Origin of the sequence: Streptomyces xinghaiensis S187, assembly GCF_000220705.2 — a bacterium.
Lineage (GTDB): Bacteria > Actinomycetota > Actinomycetes > Streptomycetales > Streptomycetaceae > Streptomyces > Streptomyces xinghaiensis.
On record NZ_CP023202.1, the window covers coordinates 34,235 to 51,566 of the forward strand.

Genomic DNA, 17,332 nt, shown 5'->3' on the forward strand with positions numbered 1-17,332 from the left:
GTGTCACTCCGGCGGGGAGAACGGTGCGCGCCGCAGCTTCCGCGCGAGCGAGACCGCCAGCAGCACGTGCGGAAGCGACACCGCGGCGAGGAGCGCCGCCTCGGACGGCCGGTGGTGGCGGACCAGCTCCGCGGCGGCCAGGACGACGGCCACCACCGAGATGAACAGGGTCACCACCCGGTGGAAGCGCCCCACCTCCGAGTGCGGCCAGTCGTCCTGGGCCGCGGGCTCGGGCGCCTCCGGCACCGCGCGGCGGTAGCCGGCGAACACCCGGGACGCCCAGGCGCTGGTCGTCTGGCGTCCGTAGACCTCCAGCCCCGCGGCGACCGCCAGGAGGACCAGGACGTATCCGGCGGCGAACAGCACCTCCCCGCTCACGGGGCCACCGGTCCCGGTGCCGGACGGCCGCCGGCGTCCCCGGCCGCGTCCTGCGATCCCCCCGCGGCGTCCGCGCGCTCCACCGACTCCGGTCCGGGCGCGCCCGCCTGCGCCGGGACCCGCGCCGGGTCCGCCGGGTCCGCCGGGTCCGCCGGGTCCGCCGGGTCCGGCAGAATTTCGGTGAACAGCAGCGCGGTCTCAGGTGCGTCCGGGTGCCGGGTGCGGCCGGCGCGGTGCCGTACACCGAGCCAGGTCATCCAGAGCACCGGCAGGACGCCGCCGGCCATGAACACCACGTCGCCCGGGAGCCGCAGCCACTCCAGGAACACGTTGGTGTCACCCTGCAGATAGCCGAGGCTGCGCGCGTCGGCGTAGCCGCTCTCCACGACCTCGTAGAGCTGCAGGGCGCCGGCGGGCAGCAGAGTGGCGAAGGACATCCAGGCCAGGCCGAGGTTGAGGGACCAGAACGCCATCCGCGGCCAGCGGTCCGACCAGTGCTTCTCCGGGATGAGGTAGCGCAGCGCGAAGACGGCGAAGCCGACGGCCAGCATGCCGTAGACGCCCATCATGGCGGCGTGCGCGTGGTTCGCCGTCAGGCCGGTGCCCATCTCGTAGTAGGAGACGATCGGCAGGTTGATCAGGAAGCCGAAGACCCCGGCGCCGAGGAAGTTCCAGAAGCCCACGGCGGCCAGGAACATGACGGCCCAGCGGTGCGGGAACGGCGTGCCGGACTTGCTCTGCCGCTGCGCCCCGAGCTTGAGGAAGCTCCAGGCCTCGACGGTGAGGAAGAGCAGCGGGACGACCTCCAGGGCGGAGAATGTCGCGCCGAGCGCGAGGTGTTCGGCCGGCTCACCCGAGAAGTACAGGTGGTGCATGGTGCCGATGACGCCGCCCGCGCCGTAGAGCACGATGTCCAGGAAGATGACGGCGAGCGCGACCCGCTCGCGCACCACGCCGAGCAGGACGAAGAGGTAGGCCACCGTGGCGGTGGTGAAGAGCTCCATGAAGTCCTCGACCCACAGGTGCACCACGATGAAGCGCCAGAAGTCGGCGACGACGAAGTCGCTGCGCGGTGTGGCCAGCAGGCCGACGGCGTAGAAGGCGGGCAGGGCGAGCGCGGCCAGCAGGAACAGCCACGGCATGTTCGCGACGCTTTCCCGCTTCAGCCGGCGGTGCAGTCCGCGGTAGAGGATGACCACCCAGATCGTCAGGCCCACCACCAGCAGGGTCTGCCAGAAGCGTCCCAGGTCCAGGTACTCCCAGCCCTGGTTGCCGAAGAGGCTCCAGAGGTCGTCGAACCAGCCGCGCTGGCCGGCGAGTTCACCCAGCAGGCTGCCGACGACCACCACGACCAGGGCGCCGAGCAGGGTCCGCGTGAGCAGCGCCTGCCTGCGGGGCTCCCAGCCCTTGGCGATCAGCGGGATGACGAAGATGCCGATCGCCAGGAAGGAGGTGACGACCCAGAAGATGGAGAGCTGGACATGCCAGGTACGGGTCAGGTTGTACGGCAGCCACTGGTCGAGCGGGAGGCCGAAGAAGCTCTCGAGGTCGGCCCGGTAGTGCTGGGCGGCGGAGCCCAGCAGCGTCTGGACCAGGAACAGCCCGGCCATGACGAAGAAGAACCAGGCGGTGGCGCGCTGGGACGGGGTGAGCCGGACCTGGTCGGGGGCGTGGAAGCGCAGTTCGCGCTGGTCCCGGCCGTGCCAGCCGAGGAAGTTCCAGCGGCCGAAGGCGGCGAACAGGGCGCCCGCGCCGACCAGCAGGAAGATCAGCGACAGGACGCTCCAGGTGACCGTGTGGCCGGTGGGCTCGTTGTCGACCAGCGGCTCGGAGGGCCAGTTGTTGGTGTACGAGTAGTCCTCGCCGGGGCGGTCCGCGGCGGCTGTCCACGCCGACCAGCCGAAGTAGGCAGTGACGTCGTGGATGTCGGCGGGGTCGGTGATCGCGTTCGGGCGCAGGCCCTGCTTGCCCTCGGGGCTGCCGAGCAGGCCGGCGTAGTGCTCGGTCAGTTTGCCGAAGGCCGCGGCCTGTTCGTCGGTCCAGACGAGGGTGCCCGTCTTCTCGTCATAGCGGTTGGTCCGGAAGTCCCGGACGGTCCGCTCGGCGGCGTCCGGGGAGCCGGCCGCGCCGTGGGCCTTCCGCACCAGGGTGGCGCTGCGGTGGAGGTAGTCGGCCGTGAAGTCCGGGCCGAGGTAGGCGCCGTGGCCGTAGATCGAGCCGTACTGCATCAGGCCGTTGCTCAGAAACACCTCCTGGCCGCGGCGGACGTCCTCACCGGTGAAGACCGTTTCGCCGGCGGAGGTGACGGTGCGGTCGGGGATCGGGGGCCCGGCCTGGTAGGTGCGGATGGCCAGGAAGCCCAGGACGAAGAACCCGCCCAGGGTCACGAGGATCGCCGCCTGCACCCAGCCGCGGGCGATCATGCGCCCCCGCTTCCCTGCCGGCTGTCCCGTGCCTCCGCCGTCCGCGGGGTCCGCGGCGGGGGGCGGGCCCGCCGCTTCTGCTGTCGCCATGTGTCCTCCTCGGGAGATCCCGGGCGCGGCACGCGCCGTGCTTTCGGCAAGGAGGATAAACCCAAGGCTTTTTGTATTTAACACGGACTACCGTTTCTAAGCCGGGGCCGGGGGCGCCGTCCCGGGCCGCTTCACGCGCCCGGCCGCGGGGGTTCTCCGGAGCCTCGCGGCGCGGAGCGCGCGGGACGGGCGGAGAGCGGCCGGACGCCGCCGGGCAGTCGCGACTGCCGCTGTACCGCGCCCGGACGGTCCGGTGCCCCGCTCCCCCTGCCTCAGCCGCGCGGCCGGATGTTGGCGTTGAGCCGGAACAGGTTGTCCGGGTCGTACGCCGCCTTGATCTGCGCCAGGCGTTCGTAGTTCCTGCCGTAGCCCTCGCGCATCAGCTGCTCCCCCTCCTCCAGGAAGCCGGGGAAGTTGAGATAGGTGCCGCCGCCGGAGTACGACCGCAGGTCCGCCACGGTGTCCCGGACCCAGGCCACGTTCGCGGCCGAGTCGTCCGCGGCCGTCCAGTTCCCCTCGACGCCGAACAGGTAGGGGGAGCTCCGGTTGGCGAAGGCGGTCTCCTGCTCCCCCACCCGGGCCATCGCGCCGCCCTGGTACCAGATGTCGATGGTCGAGTCCGCCGACGGTGCCGCCGCGGCGTGGGCGGTCAGGCGGTCGATCAGCTCGTCACCGAGTCCGTCCGCGTACACGGACTTCCAGTAGTAGCGCCGGCCGTCCGGGTACTCCTCGTCGAGGACCGACTGCGCCCCGGTGTAGGGCAGCACACCGCTGAGGTCGGCGATCGGCTCGGCGATGTCCCGGAACGGCAGCAGGGCGCGCTCCCCCGCCGCCGGGTCGCCGGGGTGCAGGGCCAGCAGCGCCACGAACGGCTGCCCGTACGAGCCGGGCGGGAACTCCGGGGCCTCCGGGATCCGGCCGAGGACCCCGATCGGGCCGGCCGGGACGGGGGTCTCCGCCAGGCACCGCTCGCAGTCCCGCAGCACCTCCCGGGCCCGGTCCGCGGGGAAGTAGACGTTGCAGAAGTAGACCTCCGGCCCCACGGGGTGCAGCCGGAACTCGAACGACGCGACGACGCCGAAGTTGCCCCCGCCGCCCCGGATCGCCCAGAAGAGGTCCGCGTTCTCCTCCTCCCGGGCGGTCAGCACGCGTCCGTCGGCGGTGACGACCCGCGCCGACAGCAGGTTGTCGCAGCTCAGGCCGTGGGAGCGGCGCAGCCAGCCCATCCCCCCGGACAGCGTCAGCCCGGCGATGCCCGTGGCGGACACCACCCCCAGCGGGGTGGCCAGGCCGTGCCGCTGCGTCGCGCGGTCGACGTCGGCGAGGGTGCAGCCGCCCCCGGCCCGGGCCGTGCGCGCCTCCGGGTCGACGGCGACCTCCGTCATCTCCGACAGGTCGATCACCAGCCCGCCGTCGCAGAGGGCCTGTCCGGCCACGCCGTGACCGCCGCCGCGGACCGCGAGCGGAAGCCCCAGGTCCCGGGCGAAGTCCACCGCGGCGGCCACGTCCTCCTCGCCCCGGCAGCGGGCCACCAGCGCCGGGTGCTTGTCGATCATGCCGTTCCACAGTTCCCGCGCCGGCTCGTAGTCCGGGTCGCCGGGACGGAGCAGCCGTCCCCGCAGCCGGGCGGCGAGCTCGTCCGCGCGGGCCCGCGGAACGGCACCGTCCGCCGTGGGCCGGTCCACCGCCGGTGTCCGCCCGCCCCGGTCGCGCTGCTTCCCGCTCATGCCGGAACCTCCTCGGTCTCCAGCATCCGGTCCCGGGGGCCGGGCCGCATCCGGGGCGCTCACCGCGACGGCGGGCCGCCGCCGTCAGTCGGTCGGCTTGCGTCCCACCCCGCCGCAGGTCAGCAGACCGGCGATGTCCAGCGGTGCGGTCACCGGCTCGTCGGGCCGCCAGTACGGCAGGTAGACGAGTCCGGGCTCGACCAGGTCCAGTCCGTCGAAGAAGCCGGCGATCTCCACCAGGCTGCGGAGCTGCCCGGTGCCCAGGGCCTTCATCAGGACGGACTGCAGGCCCCGGGCGGCGGCGGTGGAGGAGGTGAAGTGCGTCAGCGACATGTAGCTGCCGGGCGCGATGGCCTTCTTGTAGGTCTCGACGACGCCCCTCGGGTCGTAGGCGTCGACGATGTGGTGGATCACCGCGTGGAGGATCAGCCCGACCGGGCGGTCCAGGTCGAGGGCCGCGGTGACCTCGGGATGGGTGAGCACCTTGTCCGGTTCGCGGACGTCGGCGTCGACCACGACGGTCCGGTGGTCGTCGGCGAGCAGGGCGCGGCCGTGGGCGTGCACGATCGGGTCGTTGTCGACGTAGACGACCTTCGCCCCCGGGTTCACCGACTGCGCCACCTCGTGGGTGTTCGGTGCCGTGGGCAGGCCCGAGCCCAGGTCGAGGAACTGGTCGACGCCCATCCCGGCCAGGTGCCGCACCACACGGCCGTGCATCGCGCGGTTGAGCCGGGCTCCGGCGCCGCCGTCGGGGAACGCCTCGTTCAGTTCCTCCGCCACGGCGCGGTCCACCGGGTAGTTGTCCTTGCCCCCGAGGATGGCGTCGTAGACCCGGGCGATGCTGGGCCGGGTGGTGTCGATCTCCGGCGGCACGTACTCCGGATTCCGTTGCGTCCAGCTCATGTCGTCCGACATGGGGTGCCCTTTCGTTCGCGGCGCCGTCGACGGCGCGTCGGTCGTACCCGCGGAACCGGGTTCGGTCAGGAGGACAGCAGCTGCGCCTTGCCGGCCGGCCAGCCCCGGGCGAAGGCCTCGATCTCCGGCAGGGTGAAGAGCAGCGCGGGGCCGTCGGGGTCCTCGGACTGGCGGACGGCGATCCGGCCGTCGCCCAGCTCCAGCGCCTCGACACAGCTTCCGCCGTTGTCGCCGCTCCAGGGCTTGAGCCAGCCGTCCTGCCCGAGTTCCCGGGCTGCGCTGTAGACGCGGTCCATGGTTCAGATCTCCTTGCGCATGGCGTCGAGTGCCGCCGCGGTGCGCCGTACCGGCAGGGCCTGGGCGCCCATCCGGTCCATGACCTCGGCGAAGGCGGAGACGTCGTCGTACTCGTCGAGGTACACGGCGCCGATGAGGTTCTCCAGGTAGACGATGTCCTGCAACTCCGGCTGCGGAAAACGGAAGATGTGGAAGGGGCCGTACATCGCCGGGTGCAGGCCGAGGGCGAACGGCATCAGCTGGAGGGCGATGTTGGGCGCCGCGGAGACCTCGACGAGGTGCTCGATCTGGGCCCGCATGACCTCGGGCGGGGCGATGGGGCGCCGCAGCACCGTCTCGTCCATGATCACCCAGAGCCGCGGGGCGTCCGGCCGGGCCAGCAGCTTCTGCCGCTCCATGCGGAAGGCGACGCGGCGTTCGGCCTCCTCCTCGGCCCCCCTGCCGAGACCGGCGCGGAGCACCGTCCGCGCGTACTCCTCGGTCTGCAGCAGGCCGGGGATGAAGTTCGGTTCATAGGCGCGGATGACGCCGGCTTCCTCCTCCAGCGCCACATAGGTCTTGAACCACGGGGGCAGCGCGTCCCGGTAACGGTGCCACCAGCCGGGCCGGTTGGCGGCCTCGACCAGGGCCAGGAAGTCGTCGATCTCCTGCTGCCCGCTCACGCCGTACTCGGTGAGCAGGTTCCGGACGTACGGGATCTTGAGTCCGACCTCGCCCTTCTCCATCCGGCGGATCGTCAGTTCGCTGACGCCGAGCACGTTCGCGGCGTCCCCGTAGGACTTGCCGGCCGCCGTCCGCAGGTCCTTCAGCCGCTTGCCGAGGATGACCAGGCGGACGGTCGGCGTGCTCATCGAACGGACTCTGGCCATCCGCCACCCCCCTTGCGCTCCGCGCGAGGACGGGCGGCCGCCGCGGGACGGCGGCCGGCGCCTCGCCGCGCCGGATACATCAAGATGAAATTATCAGAATGAGCCTTGCGCGACGAGGGTCTCCGACAGAATGGGGCCCCTCGAACCGGCAACCGGCGGTTCGCGCACCCCCGTTCCACGGTCTTCCCTGCCTGCGGCGACCCGATCGGAGCACCCGGTGACACCCACCGTCCACGACATCGAGGCCACCCTCCCCGTGCTCAGCCTGTTCGCGGGAGGCACCCCGGTCCACCACTGTCCCGAGGTCGACCAGCGCCTGGGGCGGCGGCTGTTCGTCAAACTGGAGAGCCGCCAGCCGGGCGGCTCCTTCAAGGTCCGCGGTCTGATCCGGCTGCTGGCCGGCCTGCCGCAGCACCGGCTGGACCGGGGGGTGATCGGCCGCGGCCGCGCCAACTTCGTCCGCGCCCTGGGCTGGGCCGGCCGGCGCTACGGCGTGCCGGTCACGGCCGTGGTGCCCGACGACGTCCCCGCCTCGCTCGTCCGCGACCTGTTGGCGTGCGGCGCGCGCCCGGTCTTCCATCCGGCCGGCTCGCCGGGGGCGGGCGAGGCCGTGCTGGCCGAGCAGGCCGGCCGGCACCGGCTCACCGTGGTCCGGCCCGGCGGCCGGCACGCCGTCATCGGGGCGGGCACGGTCGCCTGGGAGATGCTGCGCCAGGTGCCCGACCTGGCCACGCTGATCCTGCCGCTCGGCAGCGGTTCCCTCGCCGCGGGCTCGGCCCTGGCCGCCCGCGGCCGCCGGCGCGGCGTCAGGGTCGTGGGGGTGGCGCCGGCGCGGTCCCTCACCGTGAGCAGCGCGCCGCAGCACCGGATCGCCGCGGGCACCGCCGGATCGCGGCAGGCGCGGGCGCTGGACAGCGCCGACCCGGACCCGTTGGCCGGAGAGCTCGCGGCCCGGCTCCTCGACGAGCGCGTCACCGTCGCCGACGAGGACATCCGGCGGGCCGTCGGCGTCTACGCCCGGGAGTACCGGCAGACCGCCGAGCCCAGTGGCGCGCTGGCTCTGGCGGCCGTGCTGTCGGGACGGGTCCGGCCGGCCCCGGGCCCGGTGGGGGTGGTGCTCTCCGGCGGCAACGTCACGGCGGACGCCGGCGGACGGCCGGCTCTCACCACCGGCCGGGAGACCCCTCGGGCGCCGGGGCGGTGGGCTGAGGCGGCCGCTCAGGCCCAGGCCGCGGAGTAGTCGACGGCGCGGGCCCAGCCCGGGTGGTCGATGAGCGGGTTGCGGTTGCCCTGGATCTCGGCGATGGCGGCGTTGCGGTGCAGTTCCCACTCGCCGGCCGGGTCCGCCTCGTGCCAGGCCAGCAGCAGTTCCAGCCGCCCGGGGGTGAGTTCGCGGGCGGCGTCACCGACGTACCCGGGATAGCGGAGCAGGAAGTACAGGGTGGCCCGGGCGGCCGCCCCCTTGCCCGCGGACGGTTCAAACCCCCGCTCCTGTTCCCGCCGGCCGCAGTCGTGGCGCAGGGCCTCGCCGAAGTCCGGGAAGTCGGTGTACGGGAAGTTGCCGCGGAAGCTGTTGCACCCCGTCTCGCAGGCGAACAGGTGGTGCAGATCGCCGCGCATGGGCTCGCGGCGCTCGAACCAGGACTGCGGGACGACGTGCTCGCAGTTGTACGGGAGCGCCGCCTCCAGCGCGGCGGACTCGGCCGCCAGCGCCCCCGGCCCGGGGGCGCTCTCGCGGAGCAGGAACTCCTGCCAGCGGGCGGCCCGCGCGGCCTCGGCGGCGGCGTCGGCGCGGATGAACTCCACGGGGTCGAAGCCCTTGCCGGAGTAGAGGCTGCGCAGCCGCCGGTCGGGGTGCAGGTCCACCCAGGGGTAGACCAGCCGCATGGGCTGGTAGGCGGGGCGCCGCAGATGACTGCCCTCCAGCAACTCCGTCAGCAGGGACCGCAGTCCGGCGGGGGACGCGCCGGGCATGGCCTCGCGCACGGCCGCGTAGTACGTCTCCCGCGCGATCTCGTCGGCCGCGCGGTCGTAGTACGGGCGGGAGGCGCCGGCCTCCAGGTCGACGAGCGCCGCGCCCAGCCCGGCGGCGGCCGGCGCACGCCCGGCGGCGGCCGGCGCACGCCCGGCGGCGGCCGGCGCACGCCCGGCGGCGGCCGGCGCACGCCCGGCGGCGCGCCCCGGGGGCGGGTGCTCCGGGCCGGGGACGGGCGGGGCGCCCGCCGCGGCGGGGGCCGCGGCCGGGGGGACGGCCGGGGGGACGGCCGCCGGGGCCGGGGACGTTCCCGGGACGACGGTCAGGTCGAGCCGCAGCGGAACGGTCCAGCCGGTGGTGGCCCCCGGGGTGCCGGACGGCACGGGGCCGGGGGCGCCGTCTCCCCCGGCCGTCTCGGCCGCCGTCTCCGTCCGCGTCTCCGACGCCGTCCGCGTCTCCGTCGGCGTCCACGCGGGGGCGGAGGGGAACGGGGGCCCGGCCGGGAAGGGGGCGCCGGCCGGGCGCCGCGCGGTGGCGGCCTCCAGCAGTTCCGCCCGGAGCGCGTCGGGGGCGCCGGTCAGCGGGATGTCCCGCAGCGCCTGCACCACGCGGCTGGCGCGGACGCCCTCGTTGGCCTTCCAGGCCAGGTTCTGCTCTCCCGTCTCCGGGGTCCAGCGGGTGCCGTCCAGGGCGAGGTAGTGGCCGTCGCCGTCGGTGAGCGGGACGGCGGAGTGGTGCAGCGCCACCACCTCCCACTGGTCGTTGAAGACCGGCGAGCCCGAGGACCCGGGCGCGGTGTCGGTCTCGTAGTGGACGAACGTCTCCAGCAGGTCCATGACCCTGTTCTCCCGCAGCGCGAGCTGCTTCGGCTCGCCGTTCGGGTGCTGGACGATGTTCACCAGCTCGCCGAGGATCGCCTTGCCCTGGGCCTCGTCCAGCGGCAGCATCCCGAACGCCGACAGGGGCTTGCCCTCGGTGGAGCGCGCGGCGACGGCGACCACGGTGAAGTCCAGGTCCCGGTCGGTCGCGAAGAACCGGGAGGGTTCGAGGCAGAAGGCCACCGGGTCCGGCGCGGTTCCGTCCGCGCCCGTCTGGAAGTTGAACTCGACCACGCCCCTTCCGGCCTCCTCCTGGTCGCGCAGGACGTGATTGTTGGTCAGCAGCAGGGACGGCGACACCAGGAAGCCGGTGCCGTAGTGGGCGCCGCGTCCCCGGACGACCACCCGGCCGACCGACCGGGAGGCCAGCCAGCCCGCTTCGAGGAAGCCGACGTCGATGAGGTCGTTCCGCCCCATGAGCCGCTCCAGGCCCAGCACGCCGGCGCCGAAGTGCTCGGGGGACACGGCGCCGTCGAGGCTGGCTCCGGTCGAGGCCAGCGGCGGTGTCCGCTCCATGGCGGCCGCCAGCGACCAGTCGGCCCCGAGCCGCTCCAGGCGCCGGGTGACCCGCGACGGCTCGTCGGTGTGGAGCACGCCGCGGCTGTCGAGTCTCCGGGCCGTCTCGGTCCGTTCCTCCGCGCGTCCCGCGTAGCGGGACCCCGCGGCGCTGAGCTGGGACACGTACTCGGCGGTGACCACGGCCGCCTCCTCACCGCCCCGGTGGGGCACATGGCAGGTGATGTCGCCCCCGTTCCACCCGATTGTCCGGCCCCGCGGGCGGTCCCGCCTCCCCGCGCCGCCGCACGGCCACCATGCCGGGGTCCGGCTTTCCCCACCGGGTCCGGCGGCGAGGGGCACCGGCCGCCCCGTCCCCCGCCCCCTCACCCGTATGGAGTAGCGGCGGTGGGTCGCCGTCCCGCTGTCCGGGGCCGGGTCCGCGCCTCCGCGCCCGGCGCGCGGCCGGGGCCCGCGGGCCCCGTTTGCACCGGGCGGACGGCGGCGGGACGGTGGAAGGAGCACCGGCCGGGGCGGTGGGGGCCGCCCGTGCCGCACGACGGTACGACGGCGCGAGGGCGGTACGGGCCGGCGGTACGGGTCCGGCGGCGCCGGTCCGACGGCGTCCCCGGTGCCGGTGCGCACCGACCATCCCTGCCGGGGGGCACGAACCGGAGCAGCCATGAACCACCATGAGACAGCGGGCGGCCGCGGGCACCGCGGCCGGCCGGACCTGGCCGACGCGGGCATCTCCAAGACGGCCGGGGAGTACACCGACCGATTCCTCGTCCTCCTGGCCCCCGGGGCGCAGGAGGAGGGCATGGCGACCCTGCGGTCCCGGGCCGGCACCGAACCGGCGGAGCGGATACGCCCCGACGTGACGGAGAGCACGGCGGAGGTGCTGGAGCAGGCCGGGTCGGTCGTGTTCGAGGACCTCGGGGTCGCGGTCGTCCAGGCCGCGCCCGACCAGCGGCGGGCGGTCATGGAGACCGCCCGGGACGAACCGGCCGTCCTCGCCGTGGAGCGCGAACGGGTGCTCTGGGCCTCGCAGTTGACGGAGTCCCGGGCCGAGACCGCGACGGCCGACTATCTGCGCGGTTACCACGACGGGGTCGAGGAGCTCGTCCAGCACGCGCTGGAGCGCATCGACACCGCGGCCGTCCGGGAGCCCGGGACCGCCGGCTTCGACGAGTCCCTGGTGACCTGGGGCCTGCAGGCGGCGGGCGTGCCGCGGTCCGCCTTCTCGGGACAGGGGGTCCGGGTGGCCGTCCTGGACACCGGTGTGGACACCGGCCATCCCGATCTGACCGCGCGCCTGGAGGGGGCGGCCTCCTTCGTCCCCGGCCAGGCCGTGCAGGACGGGCACGGCCACGGCACCCACTGCGTGGGCACCTCCTGCGGGCCGCGGACCCCCGGCGCGGCGCCCCGCTACGGCGTGGCCTGCGAGGCGGAGATCTACGCCGGGAAGGTGCTGGGCGACGGGGGCGGCGGCACCGACACCCAGATCCTGGCGGGCATGAACTGGGCCTTCGGCCAGGGCTGCCGGGTCATCTCCATGTCGCTCGGCTCCCCGGTCGGCCCGGGCGAGCGCCCCTCGCGGGTGTACGAGCAGATCGCCCGGCGCCTGATGCGGGCCGGGACCCTGGTCGTCGCGGCGGCGGGCAACGAGAGCGAGCGCCCGCACGTCGTCGAGCCCGTCGGGCATCCGGCGAACTGCCCCTCGGTCCTCGCCGTCGGGGCGCTCGACAGCCACTTCGCGGTCGCGTCGTTCTCCAACGCCGGGCTCAACCCCGACGGCGGCCAGATCGACATCGCCGCTCCCGGCGTGGACGTGCTCTCCTCCTGGCCGCAGGCCCCCGGCCACCGGCGGCTGCGGGGCACCAGCATGGCCACGCCCCATGTGGCCGGCGCCATCGCCCTGTTCGCCGAGGCGGCCCCGGGCGCGTCGGCCGCGGAACTGAAGTCGTTCCTGCTCGCCGGGGCCCGTCGGCTGCCGCTGCCGGCCGTCGACGTGGGAGCGGGACTGCTGCAGGCGCCGTGAGCGCGCCGCGGCCCGTACCCGTCGTCGTGGCGGTCGATCCCGGGCGTTTTCCCGAGGTGGTCCGGGCCCTCCGGGAGGCGGGGCTGGAGGTGGCGTCCGAACTGCCGGACCTCGGCTCGCTCACGGGGACGGTCCCGGACGACCGGCTGCCGGGGCTGGAGTCGATCGACGGCGTCGAGGCGGTGGAGCGCGAACGCGGCTACCGGGTCCCGCCCCCGGACTCCCCGGTCCAGTAGCGGCACGACGGCCGCCGCGCACCGCGCCCCCGGCCGCCCCCGGGCCCGCCGGCCCGGGGGCGGCCCATTTTCTCTGGACCGTTCCGCTCCCCGCTCCCGGGACCTTCGGCCCCCTGTCCCCCTCCGCCGGACTCATACCCTCAGGGGTATAAACCCGGAGTGGAACGGAGCCATCACGTGAAGGTCGTCATCGTCGGAGGGGTCGCGGGCGGGATGTCCGCGGCCACCAGGCTGCGCCGTCTCGACGAGAAGGCGGAGATCGTCGTCCTGGAACGCGGCGCGCATGTGTCCTACGCCAACTGCGGTCTCCCGTACCACATCGGCGGGGTGATCCCCGACCGCGCGGATCTGCTCCTCCGGACGCCCGGGGACCTCGCGGCGCGGTTCGCCCTGGACGTCCGCGTCCGGCACGAGGTCCTCTCGGTCGACCGGACGGCCCGGACCGTACGGGTGCGCGACCTCGGCGACGGCCGCGAGTACACCGAGCCCTGGGACCGCCTCGTCCTCAGCCCCGGCGCCACGCCCGTCGTACCGCCGGTGCCCGGCGCAGAGCGGGGCCTGACGCTCCGCGATGTGCGGGACTCCGACCGCGTGCTGCGCCGGGTGGAGGACGGCGCCCGGAGTGCGGTGGTGGTCGGCGGCGGCTTCATCGGGGTGGAGGTGGCCGAGAACCTGCGCCACCGGGGCCTGGCGGTCTCGCTGGTGGAGATGAGCGACCAGGTGCTCGCGCCGCTCGACCCCGAGATGGCCCGCCGGCCGGCGGCCGAGCTCACTGCCGGAGGCGTCGACCTGCGGCTCGGCGCCCGGGTGGCCAAGATCCTGCCGGACACGGTGGAGCTGGGCACCGGCGAGACGCTCCCGGGCGACCTGGTGGTGTTCGCCGCCGGGGTGCGGCCGGAGACCGCTCTGGCGCGGGCGGCGGGCCTGGAGATCGGCCCCTGCGGGGGCATCGCCGTGGACGAGGCGCAGCGCACCACCGACCCGGACGTCTTCGCGGTCGGGGACGCGGCCGAGAAGCGGGACGCGTTCAGCGGTGAACCGGCCCTCGTCCCGCTGGCCAACCTGGCCAACCGGCACGGCCGTCTGGTGGCCGACGCCATCGCCGGCCGGCCGGTGCGCGCCCGCCCCTCCGCCGGCACGGCCGTCGTCAAGGTCTTCGGGCTGACCGCGGCCGCGACCGGCTGGAACGAGAAGCGGCTGCGGGCCGCCGGGCGCCCGTACCGCGCCGTGCACCTGCACGGCGCCTCGCACGCCGGCTACTACCCGGGCGCGCGGCCCCTGGCGCTGAAGCTCCTGGTCGACCCGGACGGCGAACGGATCCTCGGAGCGCAGGCCGTGGGGACGGAAGGCGTCGACAAGCGCGTCGACGTGCTGGCGACCGCCATCGCGGGCGGACTGACCGCACCCGAACTGGCCGATCTGGAACTGGCCTACGCGCCGCCCTTCGGCTCGGCGAAGGACCCCGTCAACATGCTCGGCTACATCGCCGGGAACCTCGCCGACGGGACCAGCCCCACCGTGCAGTGGCACGAGGTGGACGACCGGCTGGCGGCGGGCGCGCTGCTGCTGGACGTCCGCACCCGCGCGGAGCACGCGGCGGGCACCATCCCGGGCGCCCGGAACATCCCGCTCGACGAACTCCGGTCCGGCCTCGGCCGGCTCCCCCGGGACCGGGAGATCCTCGTCTTCTGCGAAGGCGGACTCCGCGGCCACGCGGCGCTGCGCGTCCTCGCCCAGGAGGGATTCCGGACCGTCAACCTGGACGGGGGCCGGCTCACCTGGCAGGCCGGCCGCCCCGCCCGCTGAGACGGTCCACCGGGCGGGCCGGGCCCCGTCCGCCCGGCCGTGCCCGCGCGGCCGCGGCCCGCTCCGCCGTCACGGCGTCCGGACTCCCGTACCCGCCGCGCCACGCCCTCCCCCGGCGTGAGGACGATCACCCCGTCGACCGCCGGGCGCCCGGCGGCGCGACGCGTACCGGCCCGGGGAAGTCCCGCTCGAAGAACGGAGATTGCCACAAGGGGCATCCGTGCGGAATGGTGGCGGAAAGGGATGACGTTGCCGGCTTCTTCGGAGAGGCGGTGGGCCCGCGCTGCGGGACCATGCGGTTGTGGAGAGTTCCATCTGTTCCCAGAGCACGGCCGGTGCCGACGCGGACACCGGTGCCCGCGGCGTGGGCGGCACCTGGCGCGGCGCCCCGCAACCGGTCCTGGTGGTGAGTCCGGCCGGCACCGTACGGGAGGCCAACGAGAGCGCGGCGGCGCTCCTCCCCTCGGCCGTGCCGGGGGCCCCGCTGCCGGCGGCCGTGCCGGCCTGGCTGGCGCTGGCCCATCAGCGGCTGGCCGCCGCGGCGGAGACCGCGTCCCCCGGGGATACCCCGGACGGGGCGGGCGAGTCCGTGCGCGGAGAGGCCGGTGACCGTCTTCTGGAGGCGCATCCGTCCCTCCGGGACGACGGCGCCGTGGTGTGGTGGCTGACCGACCTCACCGACCGCCGCCGCGCCGAGGAGGCGGAGGAGGCGGTGCGCCTGGAACGCCTGCGCACCGAATTCCTGGCCGAAGCCTCCAACCAGTTGCTGGCCTCGCTCAACCCGCGCCGGTCCATGGAGGTGACCGCGCAGCTCGCCGCCCGGCACCTGGCCGACGCCGCGGTCGTCGTCGCCCCCGCCCTCGACGGGCGGCTGCCGATGACGTACTGCGGTCCCGGCGGGCGGATCACCCGCCACGACGTCCACGCCGACGCCCGCTCGGTGCCCGGCCTGAGCGAGGCCCTGCAGGGCTTCCCGCCGGTGCCCTCCCGCTGGATCGACCCGGCCGCCGCCCCGGACTGGGTGGTGCCGCCCGGCTTCGGCGGGCCCGTCGGCTCGATGGCCGTCACGCCCCTCCCCGGCCACGGCGTCCCCGCGGGGGCGCTGGTCCTGGTGCGGCGCTCGGACCGGGCGTCCTTCAGCGAGAGCGAGGAGACGCTCGCCCGGATCTTCGCCGCCCGGGCCGGGGCCGCGATGTCGGCGGCGCGGCTGTACGCGGAGCAGTCGGCGATCACCCGGGTCCTGATGCGGGAGCTGCTGCCGCCCCCGCTACGGCCGCTGCGCGGCATCGAGTTCGCCGGCGGCTACCGGCCCTCCGACGACAGCGAGCGCATCGGCGGCGACTTCTACAACGTCCACCCCGGGACGGGCGGCGACGAGGAGTGCCTGGCCGTCCTGGGCGACGTCTGCGGCAAGGGCCTGGAGGCCGCGGCGCTGACCGGGAAGATCCGCAACACGGTGCACGCGCTGCTGCCCATGGCCACCGACCATCTGCGGATGCTGAACCTCCTCAACGGGGCGCTCCTCGGCTCCCGCAGCACCCGGTTCGCGACCCTGGTGCTGGCCTCGGCCGTACGGAGCGGAGCGGGGGTGCGGCTCCGGCTGACGAGTGCCGGGCACCCGGCTCCGCTGATCGTCCGCGCCGGCGGCCTGGTCGAGGAGGCGGCGACGCGCGGCTGCCTGGTGGGGGTGCTGCCGGAGGTCCGCGCGAACACGGCCGTCACCGAACTGGCGCCCGGAGAAACGTGCCTGCTGTACACCGACGGCATCACCGAGGCCAGGGGCGGCCCGTTCGGCGACGAGATGTTCGGCGAGCAGCGCCTCGGGGAGGCGCTCGCCGAGTGCGCGGGCATGCCGGCCGAGGCGGTCGTGGAGCGCGTCCAGATGCTCGCCGCCGAGTGGGTCGGCCCGGGCCGCCACGACGACATGGCCGTGGTGGCGATCGGCGCCCCGCGCCGGCAGCACCCCGGCCCGGCGGCCGCCCCCGCCCGCCGGGCCCTTCCGGACCTTCCCCCACAGGAGCGGCATCCCGGATGACGACCACCCCCCACTCCCCCGCCGCGCCTCCCCCGCCCCCGGCCGCCGGGATACCGGAACCGGCCGGCGGCCCGGTCGCCGAGCTCCTGTGGCGGGCCGTGTCCGCGGGCGACGAGTACGCGGCGACGGCGGCCGTGCTCGCGGCGCTCGACGCCGGGGCGGACCCCGAGAGCCTCCTCCTGGAGAGCGTCGCCCCGGTCCAGGCCCGGGTGGGCCGCGAGTGGGCCGCCAACCGCATGACCGTCGCCCAGGAGCACGCGGCCACCGCCATCAACGACCGCGTCGTCGCCGCCGTCGCCCACCACCCGGCGAGCCGCAGACGGCCGGACCGGGGCCGGATCACGGTGGCGTGCGTCAACGGGGAGTGGCACGCCCTGCCCGCCCGGCTGCTCGCCGAGGTGCTGCGGCTGCACGGCTGGCGGGTGGACTTCCTGGGCGCCCAGGTGCCGGCCCCGCACCTCATCGCGCATCTGCATCTCACCGGCCCCGACGCGGTGGCCCTCTCCAGTTCGATCCCCACCCGCCTCCCCACGGCGCACGCCACCATCACCGCCTGCCAGGCCGCCGGCACCCCGGTCCTCGCCGGAGGCGCCGCCTTCGGCCCCGACGGCCGGTACGCGCGGCTGCTGGGCGCCGACGCCTGGGCGGCGGACGCCCGGTCCGCCGCCGCCCGGCTCGCCGAAGGGCCGCTCGCGGGCGGCCGGGCGGCCCCGGTGCGGCAGCCCGCCGACCGGCTCCCGCATCTGGCCGACCAGGAGTACACCCACGTCACCCGGGACGCACCCCGGCTGGTGCGGGACACCCTCGCCGGCCTGGAGGCCCGTATCCCGGCGATGCGGGACTACACGGACGCGCAGCGGCGGCACACCGCCGAGGACATCGCCCACATCGTCGACTTCCTCGCCACTGCCCTCTACACCGGCGATCCGCGGCTCTTCACCGGCTTCCTCACCTGGACCGGCGGCATCCTCACCGCACGCGGCGTCCCCGCCGCCACCCTGCGCCCCGCCCTCGACCGCCTGGCCGGACTGCTCGGCGACTTCCCCCGCGCCCTCGCCACCCTCGACGAGGCCCGGCGGGCACTCGACACGGCCTTCCCCCCGGCGCCGGCCGCCCCCGAGACCACCGGTCCCCGACCTCCCCGGGGCCGACGGCCGGGCTCGTGAG

The 17,332-nt window shown here is 75.2% G+C and carries 13 protein-coding genes; 6 read left to right on the plus strand and 7 right to left on the minus strand.

All coding sequences use genetic code 11. The features are described 5' to 3' along the window. Nucleotides 1-3: 3 nt before the first annotated feature. From SXIN_RS00155 to SXIN_RS00180, 6 genes are all read right to left on the minus strand, one after another. Nucleotides 4-378 carry a hypothetical protein gene (locus SXIN_RS00155; RefSeq protein WP_019706196.1) on the minus strand — a complete coding sequence of 125 codons (375 nt, stop codon included), beginning with the start codon at nt 376-378 and terminating at the stop codon, nt 4-6. Then, complete coding sequence (locus SXIN_RS00160; protein WP_095756357.1) at nt 375-2,891, minus strand: nitric-oxide reductase large subunit; 2,517 nt, start codon at nt 2,889-2,891, stop codon at nt 375-377. Before SXIN_RS00160 ends, SXIN_RS00155 begins: the two co-directional genes overlap by 4 nt. Before the next feature lie 272 nt (nt 2,892-3,163). Continuing rightward, complete coding sequence (locus SXIN_RS00165; protein WP_019708416.1) at nt 3,164-4,618, minus strand: FAD-binding oxidoreductase; 1,455 nt, start codon at nt 4,616-4,618, stop codon at nt 3,164-3,166. Between the two features lie 84 nt (nt 4,619-4,702). Next, a complete protein-coding gene (locus SXIN_RS00170) occupies nt 4,703-5,533 on the minus strand; it encodes an SAM-dependent methyltransferase (protein WP_019708415.1) in 831 nt (276 codons plus the stop codon). Between the two features lie 65 nt (nt 5,534-5,598). After that, a complete protein-coding gene (locus tag SXIN_RS00175; RefSeq protein WP_019708414.1) occupies nt 5,599-5,829 on the minus strand; it encodes a DUF397 domain-containing protein in 231 nt (76 codons plus the stop codon). 3 nt (nt 5,830-5,832) lie between these two features. After that, entirely contained in the window at nt 5,833-6,699 is an 867-nt protein-coding gene (locus tag SXIN_RS00180; protein ID WP_039820977.1) for a helix-turn-helix domain-containing protein, read from the minus strand. Nucleotides 6,700-6,916: 217 nt separating this feature from the next. Here SXIN_RS00180 and SXIN_RS00185 point away from each other — a divergent pair, with 217 nt between their 5' ends. Further along, nucleotides 6,917-7,939, plus strand: coding sequence for a pyridoxal-phosphate dependent enzyme (locus SXIN_RS00185; RefSeq protein WP_157916229.1), 1,023 nt, complete (start codon nt 6,917-6,919; stop codon nt 7,937-7,939). On the opposite strand, the gene SXIN_RS00190 is transcribed toward SXIN_RS00185, so the two are convergent. Further along, the gene (locus SXIN_RS00190) at nt 7,918-10,251 is read right to left on the minus strand and encodes an endonuclease (protein WP_238153623.1); all 2,334 of its coding nucleotides are present in this window, start codon (nt 10,249-10,251) and stop codon (nt 7,918-7,920) included. The two genes, SXIN_RS00185 and SXIN_RS00190, sit on opposite strands and share 22 nt — an antisense overlap. A 478-nt stretch (nt 10,252-10,729) precedes the next feature. Between SXIN_RS00190 and SXIN_RS00195 the strand changes: the two genes are divergently transcribed. The 5 genes from SXIN_RS00195 to SXIN_RS00215 all read left to right on the plus strand — a co-directional run bounded on the left by SXIN_RS00195 (nt 10,730) and on the right by SXIN_RS00215 (nt 17,331). Continuing rightward, nucleotides 10,730-12,088 carry a S8 family serine peptidase gene (locus tag SXIN_RS00195; protein WP_019708411.1) on the plus strand — a complete coding sequence of 453 codons (1,359 nt, stop codon included), beginning with the start codon at nt 10,730-10,732 and terminating at the stop codon, nt 12,086-12,088. Next, nucleotides 12,085-12,324, plus strand: coding sequence for a hypothetical protein (locus tag SXIN_RS00200; protein WP_095756360.1), 240 nt, complete (start codon nt 12,085-12,087; stop codon nt 12,322-12,324). The genes SXIN_RS00195 and SXIN_RS00200 overlap by 4 nt, the downstream gene beginning before the upstream one ends. Nucleotides 12,325-12,483: 159 nt before the next feature. After that, on the plus strand, nt 12,484-14,130 hold the full coding sequence (locus SXIN_RS00205; RefSeq protein WP_238153624.1) for an FAD-dependent oxidoreductase: 1,647 nt from the start codon (nt 12,484-12,486) through the stop codon (nt 14,128-14,130). 301 nt (nt 14,131-14,431) lie between these two features. Next, nucleotides 14,432-16,165: a PP2C family protein-serine/threonine phosphatase gene (locus SXIN_RS00210; protein WP_420341027.1), complete on the plus strand. Its 1,734-nt coding sequence runs from the start codon at nt 14,432-14,434 to the stop codon at nt 16,163-16,165. Continuing rightward, the gene (locus SXIN_RS00215; protein ID WP_095756361.1) at nt 16,162-17,331 is read left to right on the plus strand and encodes a cobalamin B12-binding domain-containing protein; all 1,170 of its coding nucleotides are present in this window, start codon (nt 16,162-16,164) and stop codon (nt 17,329-17,331) included. Before SXIN_RS00210 ends, SXIN_RS00215 begins: the two co-directional genes overlap by 4 nt. The last annotated feature ends 1 nt before the right edge of the window (nt 17,332 follow it).